The 26,055-nt window shown below is 59.0% G+C and carries 14 protein-coding genes, 8 pseudogenes and 1 other annotated feature; of the genes and pseudogenes, 14 read left to right on the plus strand and 8 right to left on the minus strand.

From position 1 onward, the window contains the following. Window positions 1-153: 153 nt before the first annotated feature. The 4 genes from ACYQ47_RS19010 (at window position 154) to ACYQ47_RS19025 (ending at window position 4,468) form a co-directional block, all read left to right on the plus strand. Window positions 154-1,902 (plus strand): FAD-dependent oxidoreductase, encoded by a 1,749-nt coding sequence (locus tag ACYQ47_RS19010; RefSeq protein ID WP_459906443.1) that lies wholly within the window; start codon window positions 154-156, stop codon window positions 1,900-1,902. Continuing rightward, the gene (locus tag ACYQ47_RS19015) at window positions 1,899-2,237 is read left to right on the plus strand and encodes an NIPSNAP family protein (protein WP_459906444.1); all 339 of its coding nucleotides are present in this window, start codon (window positions 1,899-1,901) and stop codon (window positions 2,235-2,237) included. Before ACYQ47_RS19010 ends, ACYQ47_RS19015 begins: the two co-directional genes overlap by 4 nt. Window positions 2,238-2,257: 20 nt before the next feature. Then, a complete protein-coding gene (locus tag ACYQ47_RS19020) occupies window positions 2,258-3,019 on the plus strand; it encodes an SDR family NAD(P)-dependent oxidoreductase (RefSeq protein WP_459906445.1) in 762 nt (253 codons plus the stop codon). Between the two features lie 66 nt (window positions 3,020-3,085). Continuing rightward, window positions 3,086-4,468 (plus strand): MFS transporter, encoded by a 1,383-nt coding sequence (locus ACYQ47_RS19025; RefSeq protein ID WP_459906446.1) that lies wholly within the window; start codon window positions 3,086-3,088, stop codon window positions 4,466-4,468. Between the two features lie 312 nt (window positions 4,469-4,780). On the opposite strand, the pseudogene ACYQ47_RS19030 reads toward ACYQ47_RS19025, so the two are convergent. The 4 genes and pseudogenes from ACYQ47_RS19030 to ACYQ47_RS19045 form a co-directional block, all read right to left on the minus strand. After that, window positions 4,781-6,037: pseudogene (locus tag ACYQ47_RS19030) on the minus strand (IS1182 family transposase); the annotation flags it as partial. 15 nt (window positions 6,038-6,052) lie between these two features. Beyond that, window positions 6,053-7,173 (minus strand): IS3 family transposase gene (locus ACYQ47_RS19035; protein ID WP_310391523.1). Its coding sequence is split into 2 segments (ribosomal slippage): window positions 6,053-6,915 and window positions 6,915-7,173, totalling 1,122 coding nucleotides; the frame shifts between segments, so codons are not numbered across the junction. 65 nt (window positions 7,174-7,238) lie between these two features. Continuing rightward, window positions 7,239-7,429: pseudogene (locus ACYQ47_RS19040) on the minus strand (IS5/IS1182 family transposase); the annotation flags it as partial. 22 nt (window positions 7,430-7,451) lie between these two features. After that, window positions 7,452-8,701 (minus strand): IS3 family transposase gene (locus ACYQ47_RS19045; RefSeq protein WP_459906407.1). Its coding sequence is split into 2 segments (ribosomal slippage): window positions 7,452-8,386 and window positions 8,386-8,701, totalling 1,251 coding nucleotides; the frame shifts between segments, so codons are not numbered across the junction. Next, window positions 8,283-8,399: a sequence feature (AL1L pseudoknot), on the minus strand. It overlaps the preceding gene by 117 nt. A gap of 50 nt (window positions 8,702-8,751) precedes the next feature. Between ACYQ47_RS19045 and istA the strand changes: the two genes are divergently transcribed. From istA to ACYQ47_RS19075, 6 genes and pseudogenes are all read left to right on the plus strand, one after another. Beyond that, window positions 8,752-10,269, plus strand: coding sequence for an IS21 family transposase (gene istA, locus ACYQ47_RS19050; RefSeq protein WP_459906447.1), 1,518 nt, complete (start codon window positions 8,752-8,754; stop codon window positions 10,267-10,269). A gap of 5 nt (window positions 10,270-10,274) precedes the next feature. Then, window positions 10,275-10,556, plus strand: a pseudogene (locus tag ACYQ47_RS19055) (ATP-binding protein); the annotation flags it as partial. 122 nt (window positions 10,557-10,678) lie between these two features. After that, the gene (locus ACYQ47_RS19060; protein WP_459906448.1) at window positions 10,679-12,253 is read left to right on the plus strand and encodes an integrase catalytic domain-containing protein; all 1,575 of its coding nucleotides are present in this window, start codon (window positions 10,679-10,681) and stop codon (window positions 12,251-12,253) included. 47 nt (window positions 12,254-12,300) lie between these two features. Further along, window positions 12,301-12,822: pseudogene (locus tag ACYQ47_RS19065) on the plus strand (ATP-binding protein); the annotation flags it as partial. Between the two features lie 703 nt (window positions 12,823-13,525). Further along, complete coding sequence (locus tag ACYQ47_RS19070; protein ID WP_459906449.1) at window positions 13,526-14,872, plus strand: DUF3443 family protein; 1,347 nt, start codon at window positions 13,526-13,528, stop codon at window positions 14,870-14,872. A 322-nt stretch (window positions 14,873-15,194) separates the two neighbouring features. Next, window positions 15,195-17,180 (plus strand): hypothetical protein, encoded by a 1,986-nt coding sequence (locus ACYQ47_RS19075; RefSeq protein WP_459906450.1) that lies wholly within the window; start codon window positions 15,195-15,197, stop codon window positions 17,178-17,180. A gap of 165 nt (window positions 17,181-17,345) precedes the next feature. Here ACYQ47_RS19075 and ACYQ47_RS19080 read toward each other — a convergent pair. After that, a pseudogene (locus tag ACYQ47_RS19080) lies at window positions 17,346-17,834 on the minus strand (transposase domain-containing protein); the annotation flags it as partial. A 40-nt stretch (window positions 17,835-17,874) separates the two neighbouring features. Beyond that, window positions 17,875-18,962, minus strand: a pseudogene (locus ACYQ47_RS19085) (IS3 family transposase). 197 nt (window positions 18,963-19,159) lie between these two features. Here ACYQ47_RS19085 and ACYQ47_RS19090 point away from each other — a divergent pair. Next, a pseudogene (locus ACYQ47_RS19090) lies at window positions 19,160-20,267 on the plus strand (IS1182 family transposase); the annotation flags it as partial. A gap of 261 nt (window positions 20,268-20,528) precedes the next feature. Here ACYQ47_RS19090 and ACYQ47_RS19095 read toward each other — a convergent pair. Beyond that, window positions 20,529-20,993, minus strand: coding sequence for a hypothetical protein (locus ACYQ47_RS19095; RefSeq protein ID WP_459906451.1), 465 nt, complete (start codon window positions 20,991-20,993; stop codon window positions 20,529-20,531). Between the two features lie 271 nt (window positions 20,994-21,264). Here ACYQ47_RS19095 and ACYQ47_RS19100 point away from each other — a divergent pair, with 271 nt between their 5' ends. Together ACYQ47_RS19100 and ACYQ47_RS19105 are read left to right on the plus strand one after the other, a co-directional pair. After that, window positions 21,265-21,741 (plus strand): hypothetical protein, encoded by a 477-nt coding sequence (locus ACYQ47_RS19100; protein ID WP_459906452.1) that lies wholly within the window; start codon window positions 21,265-21,267, stop codon window positions 21,739-21,741. 79 nt (window positions 21,742-21,820) lie between these two features. Further along, complete coding sequence (locus ACYQ47_RS19105) at window positions 21,821-22,339, plus strand: hypothetical protein (RefSeq protein ID WP_459906453.1); 519 nt, start codon at window positions 21,821-21,823, stop codon at window positions 22,337-22,339. 949 nt (window positions 22,340-23,288) lie between these two features. Here ACYQ47_RS19105 and ACYQ47_RS19110 read toward each other — a convergent pair. Further along, window positions 23,289-23,905: pseudogene (locus tag ACYQ47_RS19110) on the minus strand (ATP-binding protein); the annotation flags it as partial. Window positions 23,906-24,818: 913 nt separating this feature from the next. Here ACYQ47_RS19110 and ACYQ47_RS19115 point away from each other — a divergent pair. Beyond that, a protein-coding gene (locus ACYQ47_RS19115) for an IS3 family transposase (RefSeq protein ID WP_459905946.1) occupies window positions 24,819-26,005 on the plus strand; the annotation gives its coding sequence in 2 pieces (ribosomal slippage) (window positions 24,819-25,113 and window positions 25,113-26,005; 1,188 coding nt in all). Window positions 26,006-26,055: the final 50 nt, after the last annotated feature.

Below are 26,055 nucleotides of genomic sequence, written 5' to 3' on the forward strand. Positions count from 1 at the left end.
GCCATCTTACGTGACCGGCTCTCCAACCTGACAACGTCGCTTCGAGTGCATGTTGATGGACCTCGTGCCGCGCCCCGGCTTCGAGGCCAGACGCGCAGCATAGCGCGTCATCTCCCGGGCGCCGCCGCGCCCGGCTTACTTATCAAGGACACGATGATGACTACCGTAAAAGGGTCGTCCGATCTCGCTTGCGACGTGCTCGTGATCGGCTCCGGCGCAGGCGGTCTTGCCACCGCCATCACCGCTAAAAAGCAGGGCCTCGACGTGATCGTCGTGGAGAAAGAAGCGTATTTCGGCGGCACCACCGCGTTTTCCGGCGGCGTGCTGTGGATTCCCGGCAATCGCCACGCGAAGTGCGCGGGCATCGAAGACACGCGTGCTGCCGCGCTGGAATACCTGCAACATGAAACCGGCCCGATGTTCGATCGGGACGCGGTCGATGCGTTTCTCGACAACGCTCCGCGCATGGTTGAGTTCTTCGAGCGCGAAACGTCGGTCGAGTTTCTGCCGACGCTGTATCCCGACTATCATCCCGACGCACCGGGCGGGGTCGATGTCGGCCGCTCCATCGTGGCGAAGCCTTTCGATGCACGCGCGCTCGGCGCGGATATCGAGCGGCTGCGTCCGCCTCTCAAGACGATCACGTTCATCGGCATGATGTTCAATTCGTCCAGCGCGGATCTCAAGCACTTCTTCAACGCGACGAAGTCTCTCGCTTCGGCATGGTATGTCGCGAAGCGGCTGGCGAGCCATATCAAAGAACTCGTGCTCTTCAAGCGCGGCGTGCAAGTGACGAGTGGCAACGCGCTTGCCGCACGGCTTGCGAAGTCCGCGCTCGATCTCGGCATTCCGATCCACACCAATACCGGCGCGAAGGAACTGATCGCCGCGCAGGGCAGGGTGAGTGGAGCGGTCGTCGAAGCACACGGGCAAGCGCGGCGGATCACTGCGCGTCGTGGTGTCGTGCTCGCATGCGGTGGTTTTTCTCACGATCTCGCGCGCATCGCGTTAGCGTATCCGCATGTGCGGCGCGGCGGCGAGCATGTGTCGCCGGTTCCGCAAGGCAATACGGGCGACGGTGCGCGCATGGCCGAGCGCGTGGGCGGTCGAGTCGATCTTCGATATCCGCAGCCCGCCGCGTGGATGCTCGTTTCGCGCGTGCCGATGAAGGACGGCAGTTACGGCGTGTTTCCGCATCTGCTCGATCGCTACAAGCCGGGTGTAATCGGCGTGACGCGTTGCGGCGTGCGTTTCACCAACGAGTCGAACTCCTATCACGATGTCGGCGCGGCGATGATCGACGCGTGTTGCAACGAGCGCGAAACCGCGATGTGGCTCGTCTGCGATCACGCGACCATTCGCAAGTACGGACTCGGATTCGCGAAGCCCGCGCCCTTGCCCCTGACGCCTCATCTGAAGAACGGCTATCTCGTGAAGGGCCGCACGCTCGCCGAACTCGCGCAGCGCGCAGGCATCGACGGCCCGGCGCTGGAGGCCACCGTGCGCGAGTACAACCACGACGCATCGGGCGGACACGACCGCGCTTTCGGACGCGGCACGACCTCGTTCAACCGTTATTTGGGCGACGCCGCGCACGCGCCGAATCCGTGCGTCGCGCCGGTCGGCGAAGGGCCGTACTACGCCCTCAAGCTCGTGATGGGCGATCTCGGCACTTTCGATGGCATCGCCACCGACACACACGGACGAGTGCTGAAAGGCTCGGAGCCGATCGCCGGTCTGTATGCCGTCGGCAACGACCGCGCGAGCGTCATGGGCGGCAACTATCCCGGCGCCGGAATCACGCTCGGTCCGATCATGACCTTCGGCTATCTCACCGGATTGCATCTGGCAAGCCGCGTGAAAAAACGCGACAGCATCGGCGAACTGAGGAGCGTGGCATGAGCAACAAGCCCTTCGTCGATCACCGCATCTACACGATCAGGCCGCGCGGCATGGCCGAATTCATCGACGTGTTCGACCGTCTTGCCATGCCCATCCAGCTCAAGTATCTGGGCGCGCCGGTCGGCTTTTACATGAGCGACATCGGCGCGCTGAATCAGGTCGTGCATCTGTGGGGCTACGAGAGCATCGCGGATTACGACAGGCGCCGCACCGCACGCGACGACGATCCCGAGTGGCCCGTGTATTTGCAGGCGTCCGCGCATCTGATCGTGGCGCAGGAGAGCCGCATCATTCGGCGCGTCGAGTTCGCGAGTCTGTCGGCGGCGGTGCGCTAGTTCATCAAAGGAGAAGGTCGATGGATGAAGGACAACGACGCGTCGCGCTCGTCACGGGCGGGGCGAGCGGAATCGGCTGGGCGGCGGCCCACGCGTTCGCCGCGCAAGGGTATCGCGTGGCGATTGCGGACCTGCATCGCGATGCAGCGCGTCTGCGGGTGGAAGCACTCGGCGGCGCGGGACATCTCGCGCTCGGTGCGGACGTGTCGTCTGAAGCGGATGTCGTCGCGATGATCGGCCAGGTCGAACGCGCCTGCGGACGGCTCGACGTGCTGGTGAACAACGCGGGTATCGGCGAACAGGCGAAGCCGACCGTCGAACAAAGCGTGCAGGCTTTCGATGCGCTGCTCGGCGTTCATCTTCGTGGCACGTTCCTCGCCAGCCGCGAAGCCGCCAAGACGATGCTCGCGCAAGGCTCGGGCGCCATCGTGAATCTCTGTTCCATCGCGGGGCTCGCGGGCATTCCGCAGCGTAACGCCTACGGCGCGGCCAAGGCGGGCATCGCCGCGATGACGCGCTCGATGGCATGCGAATGGGCCCGCGACGGAATTCGGGTGAATGCGGTCGCGCCGGGTTATGTCGCGACCGAACTGGCGCAGAAGCTCGTCGCGAACGGGCAGATTGACCTGCCGTCCATCGAACGCCGCACGCCGATGGGACGCCTCGCGCATCCCGACGAAATCGCGCAGGCCATTCTGTTTCTCGCCTCCGATGCGGCGAGTTATGTCACCGGCGCCGTGCTTAGTGCGGATGGCGGCTGGCACGCATCGGGCGCGGCATGACGGCTCATAGAAGACCGCCTGCCTTGTTCATCGACCTTATAAACGAATCATCGGAGACAAGCCGCAATGAAAACGCACAGCCTCGAAGTCCAGAGCTTTATCGATAACGAACGCTTTTCGCCGTATCAATGGATCGTGTTGATCCTTTGCTTTCTGGTCGTCGCCGCCGATGGTTTCGATACGGCGGCGGTGGGCTTCATCGCGCCTTCGCTGGTCGGCGAATGGGGCATCCCGCGCGCGGCGCTCGGACCGGTGATGAGCGCGGCGCTCATTGGCCTGGGTATCGGCGCGCTCGCGGCCGGGCCGGCGGCGGACCGGATCGGACGCAAGGCGGTGCTCGTGTTGTCGGTGTTTTTCTTCGGCGTCTGGAGTCTTGCGTCGGCGCACGCGGGTTCCATCGAATCGCTCACGGCCTGGCGCTTTCTGACCGGGCTCGGACTGGGCGCGGCCATGCCGAATGCGGTTACGCTGATGTCCGAATACGCGCCCGCCCGCATCCGCGCCATCACCGTCAATACGATGTTCTGCGGCTTCTCCGCGGGGCTGTCGATCGGCGGCTTGAGCGCGGCGTGGCTCATTCCGCATTTCGGCTGGCAAAGCGTGCTTGTGACCGGCGGGGTCGGCCCGCTCGTGCTGGCGGTCTTGCTGATTGCGTTGTTGCCCGAATCCGCGCAATTCATGGTCGTGAAAAAGCGCCCGGCCGAGCAGATCGCACGCGTGCTGCGCCGTATCTCCGACGACCCGCGTCTGAACGATAGCGCTGCGCTCCGTTTTGTCGCGGCCGACACGCGCGATTCGACGCTGGCGAAGGCGAAGTCGTCGGTGTCGCTGATCGTCTCGCAACCGTACCGCTTCGGAACCGCGATGCTCTGGCTCGCCTACTTCACGGGCCTGATGATCTATTACCTCCTCACCAACTGGCTTCCGACGCTGTTCAAGGACGCGGGCTTCACCGCCCATGGGGCGGCGCTCACGACCTCGTTGTTTCCGCTCGGCGGCATTCTCGGCAACCTGTGTCTCGGCTGGGTGATGGATCGCGCCAATCCGCGCCGAGTCAATGCGTGCGCCTACGTGTTGTCGGCGGCACTGGTGCTGGTCATCGGCAGTGGCGTGTTGGACCGTGCGTGGCTCGCGTTGCTGATCTTCCTGACCGGCACGGCGGTTACGAGCGCGGTCACGTCCATTTCGGCGCTGGCCGCCGCCTTCTACCCGACGCAGAGCCGCGCAACCGGTGTGGCGTGGATGCTTGGCGTCGGCCGCATGGGAGCTGTTGCCGGCGCGTTGACAGGCGGGGTGATGATGAGCATGGGACTGTCGTTCGGTGCGGTGTTCATGCTTCTGTCGGTTCCGGCGGTTGTCGCGGCGATTGCGCTGTTCGCGCTCAGTTGTCGTGATGCACCCGCTCTTCAGTGTGCGTTTTCAAAGGAGTCGATTGCGCACATGGAATAGCGAATCGTGATCCCCCATCTAAATCGCGTGCGGCCCACGCTCCGTGGCAGAAACGCGAAATGAACAGTCGGTTGCACATCATTTGATGTTTTTTCAGGGTGGGCGCATCACCTCGTATGACCGTTTACGGGTCCTATAGCGACGGATATGTGCCTGACATTACCGTCCGCTTCGGGTCGAGGTTGTGCGAAAACAAGAGAAGCACCTTGGCGAGCACACGGATGTACCCGGTCAATCGACGGACGATCGAATAAGTGCGGTCACAAAAGAAAATTCGCCTCGCTTCCGATCAAGGCGGCACGCCGCTTGTTCTTATGTTCTTATCGCTTCGATCAGCGACGACGTACCCAGAATACTGATTGCTCGCTTTACGTTGTACGCCAAGATGTGAAGGCTCATCTCGGTTCGCACCCGAGGAAGCGTTTTCGTCAAGAAGTGCGCCGAGCCCATCCAGAACTTGAGTGTTCCGAACGGGCGCTCGACCGTCTGTCGTCGTAGTCTTGCAGCCTGTGGACTCTTATCGAGGCGACGCTGCATGTCGTCAAGTACCTTCTCATGTTCCCATCTCGCTATCCTTCGATAGGGGCTCGGAGTGCATTGCGGCTTGAGCTTGCAACTTGGACATGCTGACGGCCAGTATTTGTGAATCGTCAGTCCCGCCTCGACCGTCTTGAAGCGCCAAATAGCTCTTTCTCCCGCTGGGCAGCGGTACTCATCTTCAGTCTCAATGTAAACGAAATCTCGCTTGTCGAAACGACCGTCTGCCTTGCTGTTCGATGTCAGCGGTTTGGGGACGAGTGTCCTAATTCCTTGCTTCTCGCAGCGAAGAATTTCGTCGCTCTTGTAGTAGCCGCGATCGGCAAGCACGGTCACCTTCTTTTTGCCGATAGCGTCCCGCGCCATTTCCGCCATTCTCGCCAACTGCGTTCGGTCATGTCCAACGTTGACGACGTCATGTGCAACGATCATGTGACTCTTGAGGTCTACAGCGGTCTGTACGTTGTAGCCAACCATTCCCGTGCCGCGCCCACTGGTTGCCATTGAGCGAGCGTCCGGATCCGTTAGCGAGATTTGGCCATCGGGCGCTGCGCGCATCCGCGTCTCAATCTCACCGAGTTTCTGCACTTGCGCTTTGAGACTCTGGATCTTCTCTTTCAAGTGAGGAATGCGTTCATCCGGCAGGCTCGCTGGCTCTCGATCGGCCCGGTCCAGTTCATCCATATAGCGAGCAACGCTTTGTCCGAGTTTCTCCATGCGAGCCTGAAGTTTGCGGTCAGTGAAATTCTTGTCACGGTTGTTGATCGCCTTAAATTTGCTGCCGTCGATAGCAACGGTAGCGTCTGCGAATAGCCTCAACCGACGGCAAAGCAACACGAACTCGCGGCACACTTTGCGGATCGCAACGCCGTTATCCTTATGGAAGTCAGCGATGGTCTTGAAGTCAGGCACCAGTCGGCCCGTCAGCCAGATCAATTCTAGATTCCTTCGTGCTTCCCGCTCGAGGCGGCGACTTGATTGAATTCGATTCAAGTACCCGTAGATGTAAAGCTTGAGCAAGGTCGATGGATTGACCTGCCCGTTTTTCTAAGACCACTGCGTTCTAGCAATAACGGCTTGGGTTGAATTGGTTTCTAAGCGCTGGCGATACGCCAGCGGCGTGTCGTAGTTCAAGCTCGAATGCGGTCGAACCTCGTTGTAATGCCGTCGCCAGTCGTCAATCACGATCTTGGCTTCAATCCGATTGCGAAACCATTCCATAGCAAGACATTCGTCACGGAATTTACCGTTGAAGCTTTCGTTCGTGCCGTTCTGCCATGGCTTGCCGGGATCGATTAACGCCGATTCGATCTTCTCCGATACCACCCACTTGAGCAACGCTGCGCTGACGAATTCGGGGCCGTTGTCGCTTCGCATATAGCGTGGCGCGCCGTGAACGCTGATTAGCTTGCTCAGCACCTCAATGACTCTGGCCGATCGGATCGAGCCAGACACATCTATGGCCAAACATTCACGCGTGTACTCGTCGACGACCGTCAGACACTTCAGTTGCTGGCCGTTGGCACACGCGTCAAAGACGAAATCGTAACTCCATACGGCGTTGCGAGCGCTCGGAGCAAGCGGTCGAGGACGCGAACCGGCAACGCGGCGTCGGCGTCGTTTGCGAGGCACTTGAAGACCGGCTTGCGCCCACAACCGGCTGCACCGCTCCTTGCCGATGACGATCCCTTCGCGGCCCAGCATGATGCGGATGCGCCGCGAGCCGAAGCGGGGATAATCACCCGAGAGGCGTCGCATCATCTCCACGATCGGGCCGTTCTTGCCCGGCATGAGGCTGATGTAACCGAGATTGGCGCGACTGACGTGAATCAGCGCACACGCACGTCGTTGGCTCAGCCCGCGCGAAATGGCATAGCGGGCTTGCTCGCGGCGTGCCTGTGCGCTTACCATTTTTTTGCGGAAATCTCCCTCATGACCTCGATTTCCAGGTCACGCTCCGCCACGAGCTTCTTCAGTCGGTTGTTCTCGAGCTCTAACGCCTTCAATCGCTTGACGTCGTCACTGACCATTTCGCCAAATCGCTTGCGCCACGCGTAAATCGACGCGTCGCTGACACCGTGTCGCTTTGCCACCTCGGCAATCGGCGCACTGTCCGCCTCCCGCAAGATCCGAACAATCTGCTCATCGCTGTATCGACTCTTCTTCATGACGCGCTCCGTATGGATGCGCCGTTATCCTAGATCAATTCGGTCTCAAGTTACCGGGGCAGGTCAGGATGATAGGCTGGCCTGCCCACCAAAGAGGGTGTGGCTCGCTCAAACCCAAGGCCTACTAGATCGAGCTCATCAACAAAGACGTCTACCACTCGTACTGCGTTACAGCATCGACGTAGTCGTCAAGACACTCGGGTAGTGCGACTTGATCTCGCGCCGCGCTTTCAATAAATTGAAGCGCACCTGGAATTTCGGAGACGTTTTTGCTGGAGTTACGCTGCCATCGGCATTCCAGCGATTCGTTCATAGTAGCGGGCTTCCGCTTCGGCCGGTGGGATGTTGCCGATCGGCTCAAGCAGGCGTCGGTGATTAAACCAGTCCACCCATTCAAGCGTGGCGAGTTCAACCGCCTGCACGTTACGCCATGGTCCGCGACGATGAATAACGTCTGCCTTGTAAAGGCCGTTGATCGTTTCGGCGAGTGCGTTATCGTATGAATCTCCGACGCTGCCGACTGACGGTTCGATTCCTGCTTCGGCTAGACGCTCCGTATACCGAATTGAAACGTATTGCGACCCGCGGTCCGAATGATGTACCAAACGGTTACTTTCGGCTGGTCGGCGCTCATGTACCGCCTGCTCCAGCGCGTCCAACACGAAGTCAGTACGCGCTGAGCTTGACACTCTCCAGCCTACGATGCGTCGCGCGAACACATCAACGATGAAGGCAACATAAGCGAAGCCTTGCCAGGTGGCCACGAAGGTGAAATCTGACACCCACAGCGCGTTCGGCCTTGACGCTTTGAACTGCCGCTGGACGTGATCAAGCGGGCACGGTGTGTTTCGCTCGCTGACGGTGGTTCGAATCGATCTGCCGCGCCGCACACCTTGCAGCCCGAGCCGCTTCATCAGTCGCTCGACAGTACACCGTGCGAGCTTGAATCCTTCGCGCAATAGCTGCCGCCAAACCTTGCGCGCACCATATACCCGAAAGTTCTCTTCCCATACACGCCGGATATGCTGACACAGCAGTGCATCGCGCTGCGCGCGCGGCGGCAGCCGACGCGGATCAGCGCGTCGAGACAAATGAAGGTAATACGTCGACGGGGCGATCGGCAGCACCCTGCAGATCGGCTCGACCCCATACGCCGACCGGTGATCGTCAATGAAGGCAATCATCACTTCGGTCGGCGGTCGAGCTCCGCCTGTGCGAAATATGCCGAGGCCTTGCGCAGGATTTCATTGGCCTGACGCAGTTCCCGGACTTCACGTTCAAGCTCGCGGATGCGGTCCTGCTCCTGCGTCTTGGGGCCCGCGCGCAGACCACGATCGCTCTCAGCCTGACGAACCCAGTTTCTTAACGTTTCGCGTGAGCAACCCATCTTGGCGGCAATCGACTGGATTGCTTCCCATTGCGTCGCGTACTCCGCACGATGCTCGAACACCATACGAACCGCGCGCTCACGCACTTCCGCCGAATATTTCGGCGCCGTCTTCCGTTTTGCTTTGTCGAGGTTTTCCATGACTCTATTCTCTCAGGAGTAAAGGTCTCCGGAAAACCCGGTGCGCTTCAGTGTTTGAATATCGACAAGTTTTAACGCGCATGCGTCAAGGTGATTCAGATCGCGACATTGCTGGCGCGCGGCTTATGGGCCGCGGCAAACTCAAGGGCGTGCGTAAGTTGGCGCTCGAGCGGGGCTGGCTGGAGCTGGACCGGCCGCTACCGGACGATGCGGAGCTCGCAGGCATATTTGGACGCGATCCGGGCGTAGCTCGCAGTTGCATCTCAACGCTCGAGCCATTTCGCGACCTGATCCGCAGCTGGTTCGACGCCGGTGTGCAAGGCACGACCATGTACGGCGCGCTCAAACGCAATCACGGCTACACCGGCAGCTACTCCGCGATGCGTCGTTTCCTGATCCACTTGAAAGCCGAGCGAGGCGTCGCCGCCACGACGATTCTGGATTTCGCTCCGGCCGAAGCGATGCGAGTTGATTTCGGCGCCGGACCCGTATTGATTCACGAATCCGGAGCTCCACTCAAGACGTGGATCTATGTGGCGACGTTGTGCTGGTCTAGGCATCAGTATGCTGAGATTGTGTTCGACCAGACGGTTGAGACGTGGCTGGCTTGCCACCGTCGTACCTTTGAATGGTTCGGTGGCCACCCAGAGCGCGTAATCATAGACAACGCGAAGTGCGCGATCATTAAAGCGTGTATGTACAGCCCCGAAGTACAACGCTCCTACGCATCGCTTGCCGAGGCATACGGTTTTCGGGTTGACGCTTGTCCGCCGCACGACCCCGCAAAAAAGGGAATTGTGGAATCGGGCGTCAAATATGTGAAGAAGTCCTTCGTACCGCTGCGCACGTTTCGCGATCTAAGCGACGCGAATCGACAGTTACACGAATGGATCATGCAGGAAGCCAGCATCCGCAAGCACGGCACGCCCCACGAGCAGCCGCTAGCACGCTTTGCCGTCGAGAAGCCACTGCTCGCGGCACTTCCCGACGTGCCGCCTGTGCTAGCCATGTGGAAGCAGGTCAGCGTGCATAGCGACGGCCATGTTGTGTACCGCAAGGCCTTGTACTCGGTACCGTTCACGCTGGTCGGTAAGGATCTATGGCTTAAGGCCACCGACACCGTAGTGCAATTGTTCCACCAGCACGGCCTGGTTGCAACGCATCCACGCCTGCGCAAGCCCGGCGATCGTCATACGGTGCGAGACCATCAGCCACCGGCCGCACAGGCATGGCTCGAGCACGATCCGCAGTGGTGTCTGACTCGTGCCAGAGAGATCGGGCCCGCCTGTCTCGCGGTCGCCCTCGCGCTATTTAACGACCAGGTGCTTGTGAACCTGCGCGGTGTCCAGGGCATCTTGCGACTGCGCGAGAAGGTGGGCGACCAGCGGCTGAATGCCGCTTGTGATCGCGCCCTAGCGTTTGCAAGTCCGAACTACCGCACCGTCAAAGGCATCCTCGACAAAGGACTCGACAGCGAGCCGGTGGCCGCGGCCCCGCAAACGCTCACCGATACCTACTTGAGTGGCGGTCGTTTCGGTCGAGATCTCAACTCCCTCCTTCTGCATTGAACATCATGAATCCAAGTCCCGAACTGAACACGACCCTCAAACAACTTCGCCTGTCAGGTGTGCTCGACTCGCTCGAACAGCGCAACCGACAGGCGATCGACGGCAAACTTGCGTACACCGAATTCCTCGCCATGCTGCTGCATGATGAAGTCGCGCGGCGAGACCAGAAGAAATTGGGCGCGCGCATCCTGCGTGCCGGCTTTGCGCTAGGAAAGACACTCGAGTCATTCGACTTTGACCGCCTTCCCAAGCTCAATCGGGCGCATATCGATGATCTTGTGTATGGCGTCAACTACTGCGGCCGCCGCATTGACTCAGGTTTTTTGTTACCGAGCTAGGCTCGTTGCCTCAAGTATTTTGCTACCTGTCAGACGGCTGGCGGGAGCGACTTATGACGAGGCGGCTCAGCATGACAACAAGACGGGAATTGATCGAGGCAGTTGGCGAGCGGTACCGCCGCTCCGACCGGAAAGACAAGCGCCAGATCTTGGACGAATTCGTTGAATTGACGGGCTATCATCGTAAGCACGCAATCCGAGTGCTGTGCCGAGAGCCGCAGCCGCCGAAGGCGAAGCCAGGCCCGCAACGCCGCTATGACGATGACGTTCGTTCCGCGCTGATCACGCTATGGGAGGCTGCTGACCGAATTTGCGGCAAACGCCTGAAGGCGCTCATCCCGACGCTGATTGACTCGATGACACGGCATGGGCATCTGTCGCTGCCCAAGGACCTACGTCAGCGGCTCAAGCAGATTAGCGCCGCGACCATTGATCGGCTGCTGCGGGATGTGCGCGAGCAAGCCTTCAGCGGCCAGCGCCGGCGAGCTGGCGGAATCGGCAATGCGATTCGCCGCGCGGTGCCGATCAGGACCTTCACTGACTGGAACGACCCGCTACCCGGTTATCTTGAGGTGGATTTCGTTGAGCATTGCGGTGGTACCAAGATCGACGGCGACTTTGTACACAGCTTCGTGATGACAGATATCGCAACGGGTTGGACCGAGTGTTTCGCTATGCCGTTTCGCAGCAGCGCGTTTGTTCTTGAGCACGTCGAGCAGGTGAGCGCTGCCTTACCGTTTCCGTTGCGTGGTCTGGACTGCGATAACGATAGCGCCTTCATGAACGCGGCTGTCTTCGACTTCTGCAAGGCAACGGGTATCGAACTGACGCGCTCGCGTGCCTATAAGAAAAACGATCAAGCGTGGGTCGAGCAAAAAAATGGCGCCATTGTCCGCCGCCTTGTGGGCTACGGCAGGCTACGAGGTCTTGAAGCCACGGAAACGCTTGCTTCTCTCTATCAAGTGTCACGGCTGTACATCAATTTCTTCCAGCCATCATTCAAACTGAAATCGAAGACGCGTCACGGCGCCAAGGTGACGAAGCTCTATGAAGCTCCGTTGACGCCGCTTGAACGCGTCTTGCGGTCCCCATCTATTCCCGAGGCGACCAAACGTAGTCTTCGCGCGCGGTTTCGTAGGCTCGATCCGTTGGATCTGCTGCATCGCATTCGCGAAGCACAACAGCGCATTGCACTAAGCAGCGCGTCCGGCGGTCCGCTAGCGTCGACGAAGACAGCAACCGAGGTTCCACTCTCCGACTTCCTGTCCAGTCTCGGGACGGCGTGGCAGGCCGGCGAGATTAGACCGACGCATCACCGCAAAGCGCGCGTCCCTCATGACTGGCGCACTCGCGACGATCCGTTCGAACATACCTGGCCGAAAATACAGGCGTGGCTCGAAACCGAACCCGGCATCACGGTAAAGCAGCTTTATGAGCGTCTCACTGCGATGGCGCCCACGCTGTATTCCGGCACGCAACTACGCACCCTGCAGCGCCGGGTGAAAGTGTGGCGATCGGATCGAGCGAGGGAGCTGGTGACCCGGATACTCAGCGGCGACGACGCCGAAGTGGTGAGGGCTGACGCTGCTACGCAGCGCCAGCCCTCACCACAAAACGATTCCGCGGTGACAACCAGCCGGGAGTAGCATCATTCCGTGAGGCAACACTCCGGACAGAACAATTGTCGCCGCGCAATCTTGCGACCGGACGCTACATCGACGAGAAGGTCGCAATTCTAATGGTGGGTCAAACAGGCGTTGGAAAGTCGCACATCGCGCAGGCGTTGGGCCACTGCGCCGCGCGTCAGGGCCGCGATGTCGTGTTCGTCACACAGACCGATCTACTGAAGAAGCTGCATGCAGCGCGTGCCACAGGAATGTACGAGCGCAAGTTTCAACAGTTCGTGCGTGTGCCGCTGCTGATCGTCGATGACTTCGCGCTTAAACCGTTGCGCGCACCACACGACGAAGACTTCCATGATCTCGTTGCCGCCCGCTATGAGCGAGCAGCGACGATCTTGACTTCAAATCTTGATCTGGACGAATGGGGAGACGCCTTCCCAGACAACCGTGTGCTTGGCGCCGCCACGCTTGATCGACTGCGCCACGGTTGCTATCGGATCGTCCTCGAAGGCGAGAGCTTCCGTAAGCCCAGACCAATGCCCGAAAGCGGCGAAAACGTCATTGCAAAATCAGGCAAAAAACCGCATTCTTGAAACCATTCTAAATTGCGTTTCGGGGCTACTCTATGTGGCCTCATTAAGCCGATCATCCCCGGCTCGATTACGCCGATCCGTGACAGCACACGAGGTTCACGGAAAATCGACGATCAAGCAGCGGGGTGGACATCCCTAATCTCATCGCTCATGACTTCCGATCAGCGAGCAGGCGACTCGTCATTACCGTTCCGGAAAGAGCTACCTCTACCGCACACGGCCCTTTTGGCTCGCGAGTGCGATGGATCGGGCGCTACCGCTGCTCCCACCTCTCATGGTGTTTATCGTTCCGGCGCTCCGGCTGATTCCAGCAATATATCGCCGGCGAATCTGGTCACGCATCATCGGTCTTATGGCCGTCTGCTGACGGTCGAGCGCAAGGCTCTTTTATTGGACGATGACGACGACCGTCATGCGCTGCTTGAAGGACTGGCTTCGGCTGAACAGTCGCTAACGAATTCAGCGTTCGATTGCCTATGCTGATGCACTTTATCCCCTGCGCGAACATATTGGCCTGATGCAGGCACGTCTACGGGTTAGGAAGGACGCTTTCTCCTATCTGAACATCGATGTGCGATGAAGCGACTCTCGAGCCCTCACACATCACAAAACTGCTCAAGGAACCGCAGGCGCTGTCGATAACCTGAAAGGCTGTGCATGCCTTCCTCAGCCCGGCCCAAGTTCCGGGTGCATCAACTTATTCTTGACACAAGCAGACATGCGGCATTTCGTCAGCACTCTATTTCTTCTTGCGCTTCCTTTCCTCGTGTCGTGCGGAGGAAACTCCAATACACCGTCGAATGGAGCTGCGGCAGCAGCAAACGCAGTTTCCTCGACGGCGTCGACGTCTGCTCCTGGCGCATCAGGCCCAGCGACGACCGCTACCGGTGCGTCGGCGCCGGCATCGACGTCCGCCGTTGTTGGCACAAATGAGCCGAACCCGGCGACAACAGTTGCGGATAACGTATTACCGATTAGCGTGCAAACGCCGAACTATGACATCAACCGGGCCTTGATTAGCGTCACCGTCTGCGTGCCCGGCACGTCGATGTGCGAAACGGTCAATAACGTCATGGTGGATACAGGCTCTGTTGGCCTGCGATTGCAACGTTCCGCGCTCAAACATCCTGAACTCTTCTCGGCGATGGCAGGACCCGACGCACATGCGTTGGCGGAATGCTATCGCTTCGTCTCATCGGCCGCTTGGGGAGTAGTGACTCGCGCGGATGTCCGGTTAGCTGCCATCCAAGCATCGAGTGTTCCAATTCAGATCGTCGATGAAGCAAGCGCGTCGTATGGCGATCATCCGCGTCCCGACTCCTGTTCGAAAGGCAGCAAGCCGACGTCGAACGGAACGCTCGGGATTGCTCCGGTATCCCTCAACGATTGCAAGGATCCATGTTTCATTTCGCTCAGAACACCTCGGTACTACGAGTGCACTACAGAAGGGTGCACGCCCATCGCTAAGCCCGTGGCCGCGAATTTTCGCGTTGTTCATCCGATAGCGGCTCTTCCGTCTGATAACAATGGCTACGTGCTCAACGTACAGGCGGTTCCGGAGTCGGGCGCGAGCGCCACACCGGGGACGCTTACGCTGGGCATCGCAACGCGTTCGAACAATGCCCTCGACGTTACCGACGTGATCGATCTCGCGCCGGATGGAACCTTCACGACGGTTTGGAACGGGCAGTCATACTCTGCGAGCTACTTCGATACAGGTACCGAAGAATATTACTTCGCCACTCCGCCGGCTGGAGTGCACGCGTGCGGCGCCCACTGGTGTGCAGCGCCCGAAGCAGCGTTATCCGCGACTCTGAAAGGCCAAACTACGGAAGCGACCGCCAAATTTCGTGTCGGCGATTCAACCAGTCTGATCAACAGCGGTAAGGGCGCGTTCAGAAATATTGCCATTGTCGCCAACAAGGACTCGCGCGCCTTTGTCTGGGGTATGCCGTTCTTTATCGGACGCAAAGTCTTTATCAAACTGACTGACGGGTCGAGCGGTTCCAGCAATGCGTATTACGCGTTTTCCGATGCCGTTTTCCCCTAACGCGTGATGCGGTAGGAATTTGCACGCCGAAGCGACATCGCACCGGCTCACGCCACCCTCAAGTTGATGGTCCGCAAGCCGTCAATAAAAGAGATGGTTCGGGAACTGAAAACGTGGATCGACGGTGCGATCGCTTCATCAGGTAGAAACAACATAAGCAGCGAGCGCGCCCTGGGCGCATCGCCATTCACATAAACCCAGACTGAACGTCCTTGAACTCGTGAAACCAACCCTTATCAGTGCCGCAACGCTCGCGGTCTTTTGCTCCGTTTTTGCAGGATGCGGAGGCAGCTCTGCACCGTCGACCTCCGGCAGTGTCTACATGGGTCCGCTCAGCAACGCGACGGTCGAGGTTCATGAGCTTGCAGCGGACGGTACCGTGTCCGACAAGCCCGTCACAACTAGCACTACCGCGTCCGACGGTTCCTTCACGCTTAAATCGGCACTGCACTATCCGGTGTTCGTACGTGTCACGGGCGGTTCTTACGAGGAAGAGGCAACCGGCACCGCCACCACGCTAAACGGCGAACTTGACGCGGTCTACCTGACTGCCCCGTCTCAGATGGTAGTTTCCACCTATTCGAACGCCGTCGTTGCCGACGCACGCGCTGCAGGCGGCCTCACTGCCGACAACATCGCTTCAGCGATGTCACGTATGAACGCCTTTGCGGGCGACATCGACGTGAGCTCGACCACGCCGACTTTCGTTTCGAGCGGCACTACGACGGACGTTTCCGATGGATCGAAGATGGCGCTCGCGCTCGGCGCGGAGTCACAGAGCCGCACGTCGCTCGGCCTCTCGGTCGTCGAGAGCACGCAAAATATCGTTGCGCAAGCCGGCAACGGCGACAACCTCGCACAATGTAACGCCGGTGCAGGCAACATCAACTCTGACGGCACGCTCGACGCACCGGTCAGCGGTAACTGCGCGATTACCACTGCCGCGGCCGCTTACGTCGGCGGCAGTCACAACAAGTCCGGCATCAAGAAACTGTCGGCCCTGAAGAATGTGCTTCCCGGTCATGCAGCCGCAGTATCCATCAGCAGCGCGGCGTGCACGGATCGCGAAAAGCTGTTAAGCGAGCTCGGCACGCTCTTCGCCAATCGAAAGAACGAAGTTCAGGCACAGCTCGGAAATGGCGTCACTGTGGCGAACTGGAAAAATTTTGCCAACGGCGGCACATGGGGTCCGTTCGCCGCGAGCTACGGCCCGGTCACGGCGGCAGCTTGCGGCAGCGATGTCGGGGCGTTCCAGCGCGAACTGCTCATGGCTGTGGAGAACTATTGGGTCGATCAGGGCATCAACTATTGCCACCATCACATCCCCGGCTGGTTACCGCCGAAGTCGCCCGCTAAGTTTCGCAACTTTTCCTCGGGCAGTACCTCTGGCGGCAGCACGTCCAAAATGACCTGCACCGCGAACCGTCGCGCCGATGGGTCGCAGAGCCTCACGCCTTTGACGCAAAGTGACGAGATTCAGTGGCAAGGCGTCGATTGTTCAGACTTCACCTCATGGGTGTACAACTTCGCGGGTCTCACGCAGGAAACTAATAACCTCGAGACGGGGATCGGTTCGCAGGCTTGCTCTACTGGCGATGATCCGCTCGTAAGCTCAGGCCAAAAGGAGCCGGGTGTGTTGCTGGATATCAACCAGGGCAACATCGCCAACATGGTCGGTTACTTGAAGCCGGGCGACCTGCTGTACATTACGCAAAAGGCGACCGTCCCCGCTAACGTCGGCACGGTCACAACAGCGGACGGCTACGATGTCTCGCACGTTATCACTTGGACCGGTAAGCATTACAGCGAGCTTAAAGCGAGCGATCCGGCGCACTTCGATTTGAGTACGCTTGGCAAGGTCGGATCGCGTCTGGGCGTTGACATCGCATCGTACCTGTCGACGTCGGACGGCAAGCCCATGCCGGTGTCCGAGTTGGGAGAATCGACGGACAAGGATCCGTGGATGATCATCGACAGTCACAATGCCGGACCGGCCTATCGTCCCTTCGTAATCCAAAATGCGACGATGAAAGCCGACTGGTACGCCGCGAGCCTCTCGCATGTGCGCCGTATTATCGAAGCCGACAAGGTACAGACCGATCCGGCGCTCGCACCGCTCGTCATCACGCAGACACCAAGTTCGAGCAACAACGCAGGTCCAGTGCTGACATTTGCATCGAAGGCGTCATGGGCGAGTGGCACGAATGGCTACAAGCTGGTTTATCAGCGGCCGAAACCGGGCGCTACACCCGCTTGCTATCGGGTAGGAACTCCGCCGGTTGCCGCAAGCACAGCAGCGGCGCAGTAAAACTCGTTGTTGACTGGCCGCCGTTCGTAATGGCGGCTAGTCTTACATTGAGGCTTTTCTCCCAGAGCGATTAGCGGCCACGTATCTGCGCGTGGTCGATCTCCACTCAATCGTAAGCGCGAATTAATGCACACCATCGAGAGCCAGCGACTGCCCGTTGCGCGATCAGGTTGATGCGGATACGTCGTTCCGTGTTACGAAGTTGAATGGGAGCAGGTCACGGATATCGGCATCAGCTGCGCGCTGCGGCAGCTCGGTCAGCAGATAGGCATAGGGCTCGACTCCGCACGCACGGCACGTCAACATCAGGCTGTAAATGATCGCGCTGGCCTTTGCGCCGGCAACCGTGTCGCTGAACAGCCATGCCTTTCTTCCGGTCGTAAACGGCCGGATGTCGCGCTCGAGCAAATTATTGTCGATGGGTGAGTCACCATCATTGACGTAGCGCCGCAAGTATTCCCACTGATTGCGCGTGTAGCTGATGGCCTTGCCTGTCAGGCTTTCGGGCAGGACGTGTGCCGCCTGTTCATCGAGCCATATCCTGAATGCGTTCAACAACGGCACGCTGTGCGCCTGACGTAACTGATATGTTTGGTCCGCGCGGGTTCGACCTTCGGGCAGTACGCCGCGTGCGAGAGTCTCAACCTGGTAAAGGGGTAATCCCCCCACTTTTAACGCGAGTCAGAAGTAGAGGCTATGCGGCGGCCATAAGCCGCTGTTTCGGCGTCATGCCGCCAAAGCCCATGTTCGGGCGCTCGTGATTGTATTGCCACATTCATTCGGTTGCGAAGTGCTGCACGTGCGCAAGGTCGTCCCAGTAGTATTGCGATAGCCATTCATAGCGCACCGTCCGGTTGAATCTCTCCACATAGGCGTTCTGCTGTGGCTTGCCAGGCTGAATGTAGTTCAAGGCGATGCCATGCCTTGCAGCCCATTGCGTGATCGCATCACTGAGGTACTCCGGACCGTTATCGCACCGGATCGCCAACGGCTTTCCTCTCCAGCCGATGATTTGCTCCAAGGCCCGGATGACACGTGCCGAGGGTAACGAGAAGTCGATCTCGATGCCCAACGCTTCGCGGTTAAAGTCGTCGATTACGTTGAACAGCCGGATACTGCGCCCGTCCTTCAACTGGTCGTGCATGAAGTCCATCGACCACACCGCATTCACCGACGCCGGCAAGATCAGCGGTTCCGGCGCCTGCCGTACAAGCCGCTTGCGAGGCTTGATGCGCAGGTTCAGCTCCAGTTCTCGGTAAATCCGGTACACGCGCTTATGGTTCCAGCCGAAGCCCTTCACGTTGCGCAGGTACAGGAAACACAGCCCAAAGCCCCAATTGCGATGATTGTCGGTCAGCCGTAGCAGCCAGTCGGCAATCTGCTCGTTCTCTGCATTGCGCTGCCGCTCGTAGCGGTAGCACGTCTGGCTGATACCAAATGCCTCGCACGCAAGCCGGATCGACACGCCCCGGCTCGCTACTGCTTCTCTGGCCATCTCGCGGCGAGTAGATGGCCTCAGTCTTTTTTTGCCAGCGCCTCTGCGACGATCTCCGCCTTGATCTTCTCTTCGACGTACATCTTGCGCAGTCGCGCATTCTCCGCTTCCAGCTCCTTCATCCGCGCCATCAGCGACACGTCCATCCCGCCGTACTTGCTGCGCCAGCTGTAGAACGTTGCCGTGCTGATGCCCAACTCCCGGCAAACCTCCGGCACCGTCACGCCAGCTTCCGCGCGCTTGAGCGCGTCCATGATCTGGTTATCCGTGAACTTCGACTTCTTCATTGCGTAGAACTCCCTTTGCTGGAAATTCTACTTCTGATCCCGCTTACTGGACGGGAGGATTACCGCCCGGTTGCCTTCGAAATTTTGCCGCGAGACGAAACGCTAGCTCGGCGTTGGGTCGGAAACCGGCCTAGAGCGTGTCAAAACGCCGTTTTGGCGCGGTAAAATAGCTCATCCGACAGCGGAGGGTGAGCGAGATGAAGCGGTTCGTTCAAGGCGACAGTCGCACACAAAGCTTTCTCCTCCCTGAAGCACATGACGACTACGTGACGGACACCAATCCCGTGCGCGTAGTCGACGTTTTTGTAGACGAGCTCGATCTTCAGAAGCTCGGATTTGAAGGTGTTGAGCCAGCGCTGACGGGTCGACCTTCGTATCATCCGGAGGTAATGCTCAAGATCTACATTTACGGTTACCTGAACCGTATTCAATCCAGCCGTCGCCTTGAACGCGAGGCTCAGCGCAACGTCGAACTAATGTGGCTCACGGGCCGCCTTGCGCCGAACTTCAAGACCATTGCGCGGTTCCGTAAGGACAATGGCAAAGCAATCCGCAGCGTCTGTCGTCAGTTCGTCATGCTCTGCCAGCGTCTTGACCTGTTCGGCGAAGCGTTCGTTGCGATAGATGGCAGCAAGTTCAAGGCGGTGAACAATCGCGACCGCAACTTCACCAGCGCCAAGCTCGAACGACGCATGCGCGACATCGAATCAAGTATCGCCCGCTATCTCGAGGCGATGGATACGGCGGATCGTCAGGAGCCTGCAATCGCGAAGGCCAGAACAGAGCGACTACGGGAAAAGATTGCAGCCTTGAAGGAACAGATGCAAAGCCTCAAGGCAATCGAGGTCAAGCTGAACGAGGCACCCGACCGACAGGGATCGCTCACGGACCCGGATGCCCGTTCGATGAAGACGCAAGGAACCGGAGTCGTCGGCTATAACATCCAGACGGCGGTAGACACGAAGCACCATCTGATCGTCGCGCACGTCGTGACGATCAGATGGCATTGATCGTGATCAGTTGGCATTGATGGTGAAGCTTGCCCGTACAGAGATGGGCGTCGACAAGCTCACCGCAGTTGCGGATCGCGGCTACTACAAGAGCGAGGAGATACTTGCATGCCATCAGGCCGGAATAACCGTGTTCGTTCCAAAGACGGTGACATCGAGCGCAACGGCTCATGGCCGGTTCGGCAAGGAAGACTTCATTTACGACGCCAGGACAAAAGAATATCGGTGTCCAGCGGGTGAGCGGCTCATCTGGCGATTCTCAACCGTTGAGCGCGGCCTGAAGATCAGTAAGTACGCCGATCTTTCTGCAAGAACGAGCAGATGGATATAAAACATGGCCCGGTTCGATCCATTTCTGTTTGAAAAGGTGCGGGAGAAACTGCACTTGTACTTAGGAAACCAAAAACGGAGCAGAAAGGGGACACTGCGTCGCCGTAGCAGCATTTGACGAGCCGATTAGCTTCAATCAAATAAACGCTTTGCCAATTTTGCCGGTAGCAAAACCAGATCACCTCAATGGCAAAAATAACAAGCCTCGACAGAGGCATCGACGCATTCAGGACCGGCGATTGACGTCTTCGGTGAGTGCATCATGGAGGCGCTCGCACGCCGCTTGCAACCGCGCTGTTGCGTCGCCGAACGCCCGCACATGCTGTTCGGCTCGTTGTGCCGGGTTCAGGAATGGCGCGACGTTCGATTTGGCCACTTTGACGTTTTGCAACGCTCGACGGGTCCGCCGGCTTGCGCCAGTTGCTTGCCGCTCAAGTTCCGAAAACAGCATTGGCAGCAACCAATGGTTCGTTAACAGCGATGGGGTCGCGCGATTTGCGGCCGCTTCGCCATTTTCAGCACGCAGGTGCAACTCGCACACCATTGAGATGCGATTCGACCAAGCGTCAAAGACGTTCAGCGCGCCGTGCAGCGCGCGCGCCTCGTCCGAAACGAATGTCGAGTGAGGATCTGAAGTTCTTGCGGGGCGCAAGTCGCCTGCCCCCTCGAAAAGGTGGTCGAGGGGATTCATCGCACGGTGCAACATCGTCCGTCGAAGCCGTCTAAGTCGCGGTAGCATAACGATCTCAAATTGGTTTGCTCTTGCAATCGTACACGCTTGCGCCGTGCTGGCGCTCGGGTCCTCGCTGCCGACAAAGAGTCCCGCCCTGCGGGCGGTTTTTTGTTCGCCACACGCTTGCAAGTTCGACGCTCGACGATGGCGCCCTAAATCAAAAAGACGTTCGCGAACGCACGCCACGCGAATATGCTCCTGTTTCCGAATTCCGAGCCGTTTCCAAGTCATGGTCCAGCAAAACAAAATCAAGCGAAGGCTTGCCCAACGCGCCCGCAACAACAAGGCCATGTTCTTGCCTGTGAACGAGGCGACCGCCAATCATATATCGCTTCGCTCATGGACTTCGCTCGATCGCGTGCGCGCGGGGGACGCTGACCCCGAAGCCGTCCTAGCGCTCGCGCACGCCACGGTCGTGGCCGCTCGCGTTGCCCAGTTGGGGTTTGGTTCGTTGGACAAGGAAACGCTAGCCGAGGCGGCCGCGGGACTGGCAGAAGCGATCGAGCGGGGCTGCGTCGACAAAAACTGGCAGGTGGCGCCAGCGGTTTTCGCTTCGATCGGCCGCGCGCTTAATGAGCATCACCGCCAGCTATTGCAGGTTCGTATGGGCGTGATCGTGGAGGCCAATGAATGGCTTGAGGCAAAGCTTGATCACGGAGGGAGGATGCAGGACCTGCTAGACACGCTGTTGCCGCGTCCCAGTTAGATCCTGGCGATTGAGCGAAAACGATACGTTTTAGGCGTTAGAGCGTGACGCTTGCGGAACTGAACGAGGGAACCCGAAAGTGAACAAGCAAACGGACGAATGTGGCGGAGTGGGCGACGAACTTGGAAAACGCGGGCAGGCGGAAGCCGAGTTTCAGGACTTTGTACAAGACATGGCCGCGCAGCGGTTTTTCCCAACCAACCCGGAGCGGCGCGCGGCGCGCGCTATGTTGGCCGAGGGTTTCTGCTCGGTGGAAGTCGCTGCCTTCTTGCAAGCGTCTCCTTGGGCCGCCTATTACCGAAATTGCGAGAGGGAGCACCACCTGCCCGAGTCAGCAGCGACGCGGGACGCGTTGCGCAAATCGTTCGAGCTTGGCGAAAGCGGAAGGGTCGCAGCCCAGCGGGCGATCGAGGCAACGCGCAAGAATGGTCACGAGATGTTTGGCCCCGTTACCGCGCCGAGATATCTTGACCAAACCGCCCATATCGCCTCTGTCGAGCTTGAGATTGAGCTTTTCGGCCGGGCGCACTCCCGCGATAAGCGCTGGCCGGCTTGGATGCGGGAGTTGACGCAAGGGCGGCCTCCTTCGATCGACTGAGGGACGTCTGCGCTTCGTGACCTGGCCAGTGCGGGCGGGCAGTTTCGGCGCAACGTTCGGTAGCACGGCGCACGTCGGCTATCAGACGCTGCCGATCACCAGAACGTTTCTCGACTGTCTCGCGCTGCCGGTTTTACCCGTCGTTCTCGTTTCCCGTGACGGCGAACGTCACCAACGACTGCATGATCTCGGCGCCGATTATCGACTTCGGCTCGAAGGTCCTCGAGTCATTTCCGGTTCCAGCGTGGTTTTGGTAAGAGATTCACTTCTGAGCGGATGAAAATTTCGCGGCCTTGGCTGCATGGGACTTGCTGGCAGATGTCGTTCAGTCGATCCTCATTCGCGAAGCGCTGCCAGACTAACTTGGATTTGCGTCAAGGCGGAGTAGCGGCGCGACAATACCAGACGACGTATCTTGAGAGTTCGCTATTTCGCCGGAGTCGCATCCAAACGCCTTCGCTTTACGTATCGTACGGGCAACCGGTGCGACGGTCTGTCCGATCCGTATACTGCTTGATGCGTGGGAATGCGGATCACGATAGTCGGTCGCACGGCATCCATGCGGTTTACGCTCGCGATCAGAGACTGAAATTGGAAATTCGTTACCGGCTTCATCGCTTACTCATTTCCCAACAACCAGCCACTGCCGGCAACCGATCCGCTGTGCTGCTTCAGATAATTGGCTTTGACGGGCATCTCTGGCCCACTATCTCTATCCCGACCCAAGCCAATATCGATCACGAATATCGCACAGCTTTAGAGCGAGGTGTGAGCATGGTGGACAAGGCCTGTGAAAGTCGATTGGCGAACCCATTGGACGAAGTCCAGCCGCGCTATTAGCCATCGCCGCTAGCGTCGATCGAGCTCAGGCGGATAGCGTTGCACAACGCACCTCGCGCTTGGCAGAGGCCGCAGCATTAATGCGCGGTGTTGATTGTAGATTTTCTTGCTAGTTTTGGTCGAGTTCTGGTTCCAGCCCGCTGGGCGCCGTAGACGGTTTTCTGAGAGATTCGCCCATCAGTTTGATGCGGTGATGACGCTGCATGAGGCGATCTAGCATTGCGTCGGCGATCGTCTCGTCGCCTATCCAGCCATGCCAGTGTTCGATTGGTAGCTAGCTGGTCACGATCGTGGCTTTACCAGCAGACCGGTCATCAATCATCTCGAGCAAATCGTTCGAATTATCGCCTCGAGGGGAGCCATTCCCCAATCGTCCAGCAGGAGAACATCAACGCGAGCGACCTGCAGCAACCATCTGGTGAAGCCGCCGTTGCCGTGGAGGACGCGCAGTTCTTCGCCGAGACGCGGCAAGCGCAAGTAAAGGGCGGAGTGCCCCCGTCGGCAGGCATGCTGCGAGAGGGCGCAAGCGAGCCATGATTTACCTGCGCCGGTTGGGCCGCTAATGAGCAGGCTGTATCCCGACTCGACCCATTCGCCGAGAGCCAGGCTTGTGAGCGAACGCGGGTCCACGTCTCGACCAGTGCGAGTGTCAAGATCTTCGATGGCGGCCTGGGGATACATTAGGCGGGCTTGCTTGAGCAGTCGGGTGCGGCGACGATCATCGCGCTAATTTGCTTCCCGGGCGCCATCCAACTCCGGCGTGCGCAGTTGCGTCAAAGTTGGTTCATCATCTTGGCGGGCTCTCTTTATTGATATTAGTTGGGGCCGCGTACCGGTGAGCGGCGCTACGCTCGATGCGCTTCGCGCCCATTGGCTGACCGGGGTTGCGACTTCGATGGCCCAACGGAAGGGCCGCAGATTGCGCCAATTTTGTCCCGAGACCTACGCCGCGCAGAATCGTCATGCCACCGACGAGCCTGAAATGGCCTACAGGCCGGACACACTCGGGGCGGTTGGTACGCATGGCGGTACGGCGAGTCGTAATTGAGCTTCGGGCCGACCCTGCAACGCTGACTGAGATGATCTCGGAAGACCTAGTCCAGTTGGTCAACACTTCCTCGCATGCGTTTCGCCATACCTTCGGCACGCGAGCGGTCGCACGGGATATGCTGACCGACGTGGTTCGGTCGATCCTGGGGCAGGCTTGACTGCAAATCACCTCCATTTACGTGAAAGCGGAAAAGCGGCGCATGTTTGAGGCGGCGGCACGATACTTCGCAGATGACGATGCAGAGTAGTTAGAATCGTTCATCTTGCGTTGTAGTATCGTTCGACGTGCAAGCTACGTATCGGCATAACTGGCGCGGCCCTAGCGCGTTGGTTTTCGATGGGAGTACGAGTCCGGCCAAGCCGGGAGGAAAAATCCATTTAATACGCTATGAATACACTTTCGCTTTCCGAAGCTCTTCGCATGGCTGCGGAGGTGCTACGCGATGTTGCCGCTACTCGCTGCACGCCGTCTGGCTATGACAAGGATGCCGGTCTTGCACAGATGCACGCCGACGCAGCAGATGTTTGACCATGCCTCGATTTCACGTACAGCAGAAATTTGCTAATTCCTGTTTGTACGGAGGTTCTAATGTCAGAGAAGCTAGTGCCAAAGCGGCAGTACACAGACGAGTTCAAGGTCGAGGCCATTAGGCTTGCCGAATCAGTTGGGCAGCACGAAGCCGCGCGTAGGCTTGGGGTGCCCGTAGCAACCTTGGGCAATTGGAGTCGACGCAGTCGCAATGCTAAAAGTATCGGCGAAGTCGACAGTCACGAAGTGAAGAGCACGCGATCGACGCGCCCGATCAACGAACTTGAGGCGGAGAACAGCCGACTTCGGAAAGAGCTCGCCAGTGCGAGACTCGATATCGAGATCCTTCGAAAAGCGACGGCGTACTTCGTGAAGGGGTCGCGGTGAAGTACGCATGGATCGACGAGCACCGCGGCCAGTACAGTGTTACTCGGCTGTGTCACGTCTTGACGGTGTCGCGCAGCGGATATTGCCAGTGGCGTAAGCGCGTGCCAAGTCAGCGAGCGCAGGCCAACGCCGCGCTTGATCGGGAGGTGGCAGCGATTCACCGGGCCAGTCGTGGCAGCTACGGCCGTCCTCGGATCGTAAGGCAATTAAGGATCCAGGGCCAGCCGGCGAGCGCCGAACGCGTACGCCGTAGTCTGCAACGCCTAGGGCTGCGGCCGGTCTATAAACGCCCGTATCGGGTGACGACGGATTCGACACACCGCTTACCGGTTGCCCCCAACCTGCTTGATCGTCGTTTTGACGGCTGGCAGCCCGATCAGGCTTGGGTCAGCGACATCACGTTCATCAGGACCGGCGAAGGTTGGCTATACCTAGCTGCCATTCTGGATCTGGCAAGCCGACGCATCGTAGGTTGGTCAATTTCAGAGCGCATCAACGCGGAACTGGTCTGCCAGGCACTGCGCAGCGCGTGCTGGCACCGTAAGCCCGCGCTGGGGTTGTTGCTACATTCCGATCGCGGAAGTCAATATGCAAGCCGGGCGTACCGAAAACTGGCCGCTGACTTTAAGATGAACGTTTCGATGAGCCGTCGCGCTAATGCATGGGACAACGCGGCAATGGAAAGCTTCTTCAAAACCCTGAAAGTCGAGCGAATCTATCAGGTTCGCTACGAAACGCGCGCGCAGGCTCGTCTGGATATCGTCGACTGGATCGAGGGCTACTACAATCGACAACGCCTGCACACCTCTATCGATTTCTCCACTCCCGTCGATTACGAGGCTAGGATGATCGCTGCATGACTTGCTGTACGTGGAAACGAGGCAGGATCAGTTCTCGAAAAGGAGCTGAG

Source organism: Caballeronia sp. HLA56, assembly GCF_054655155.1.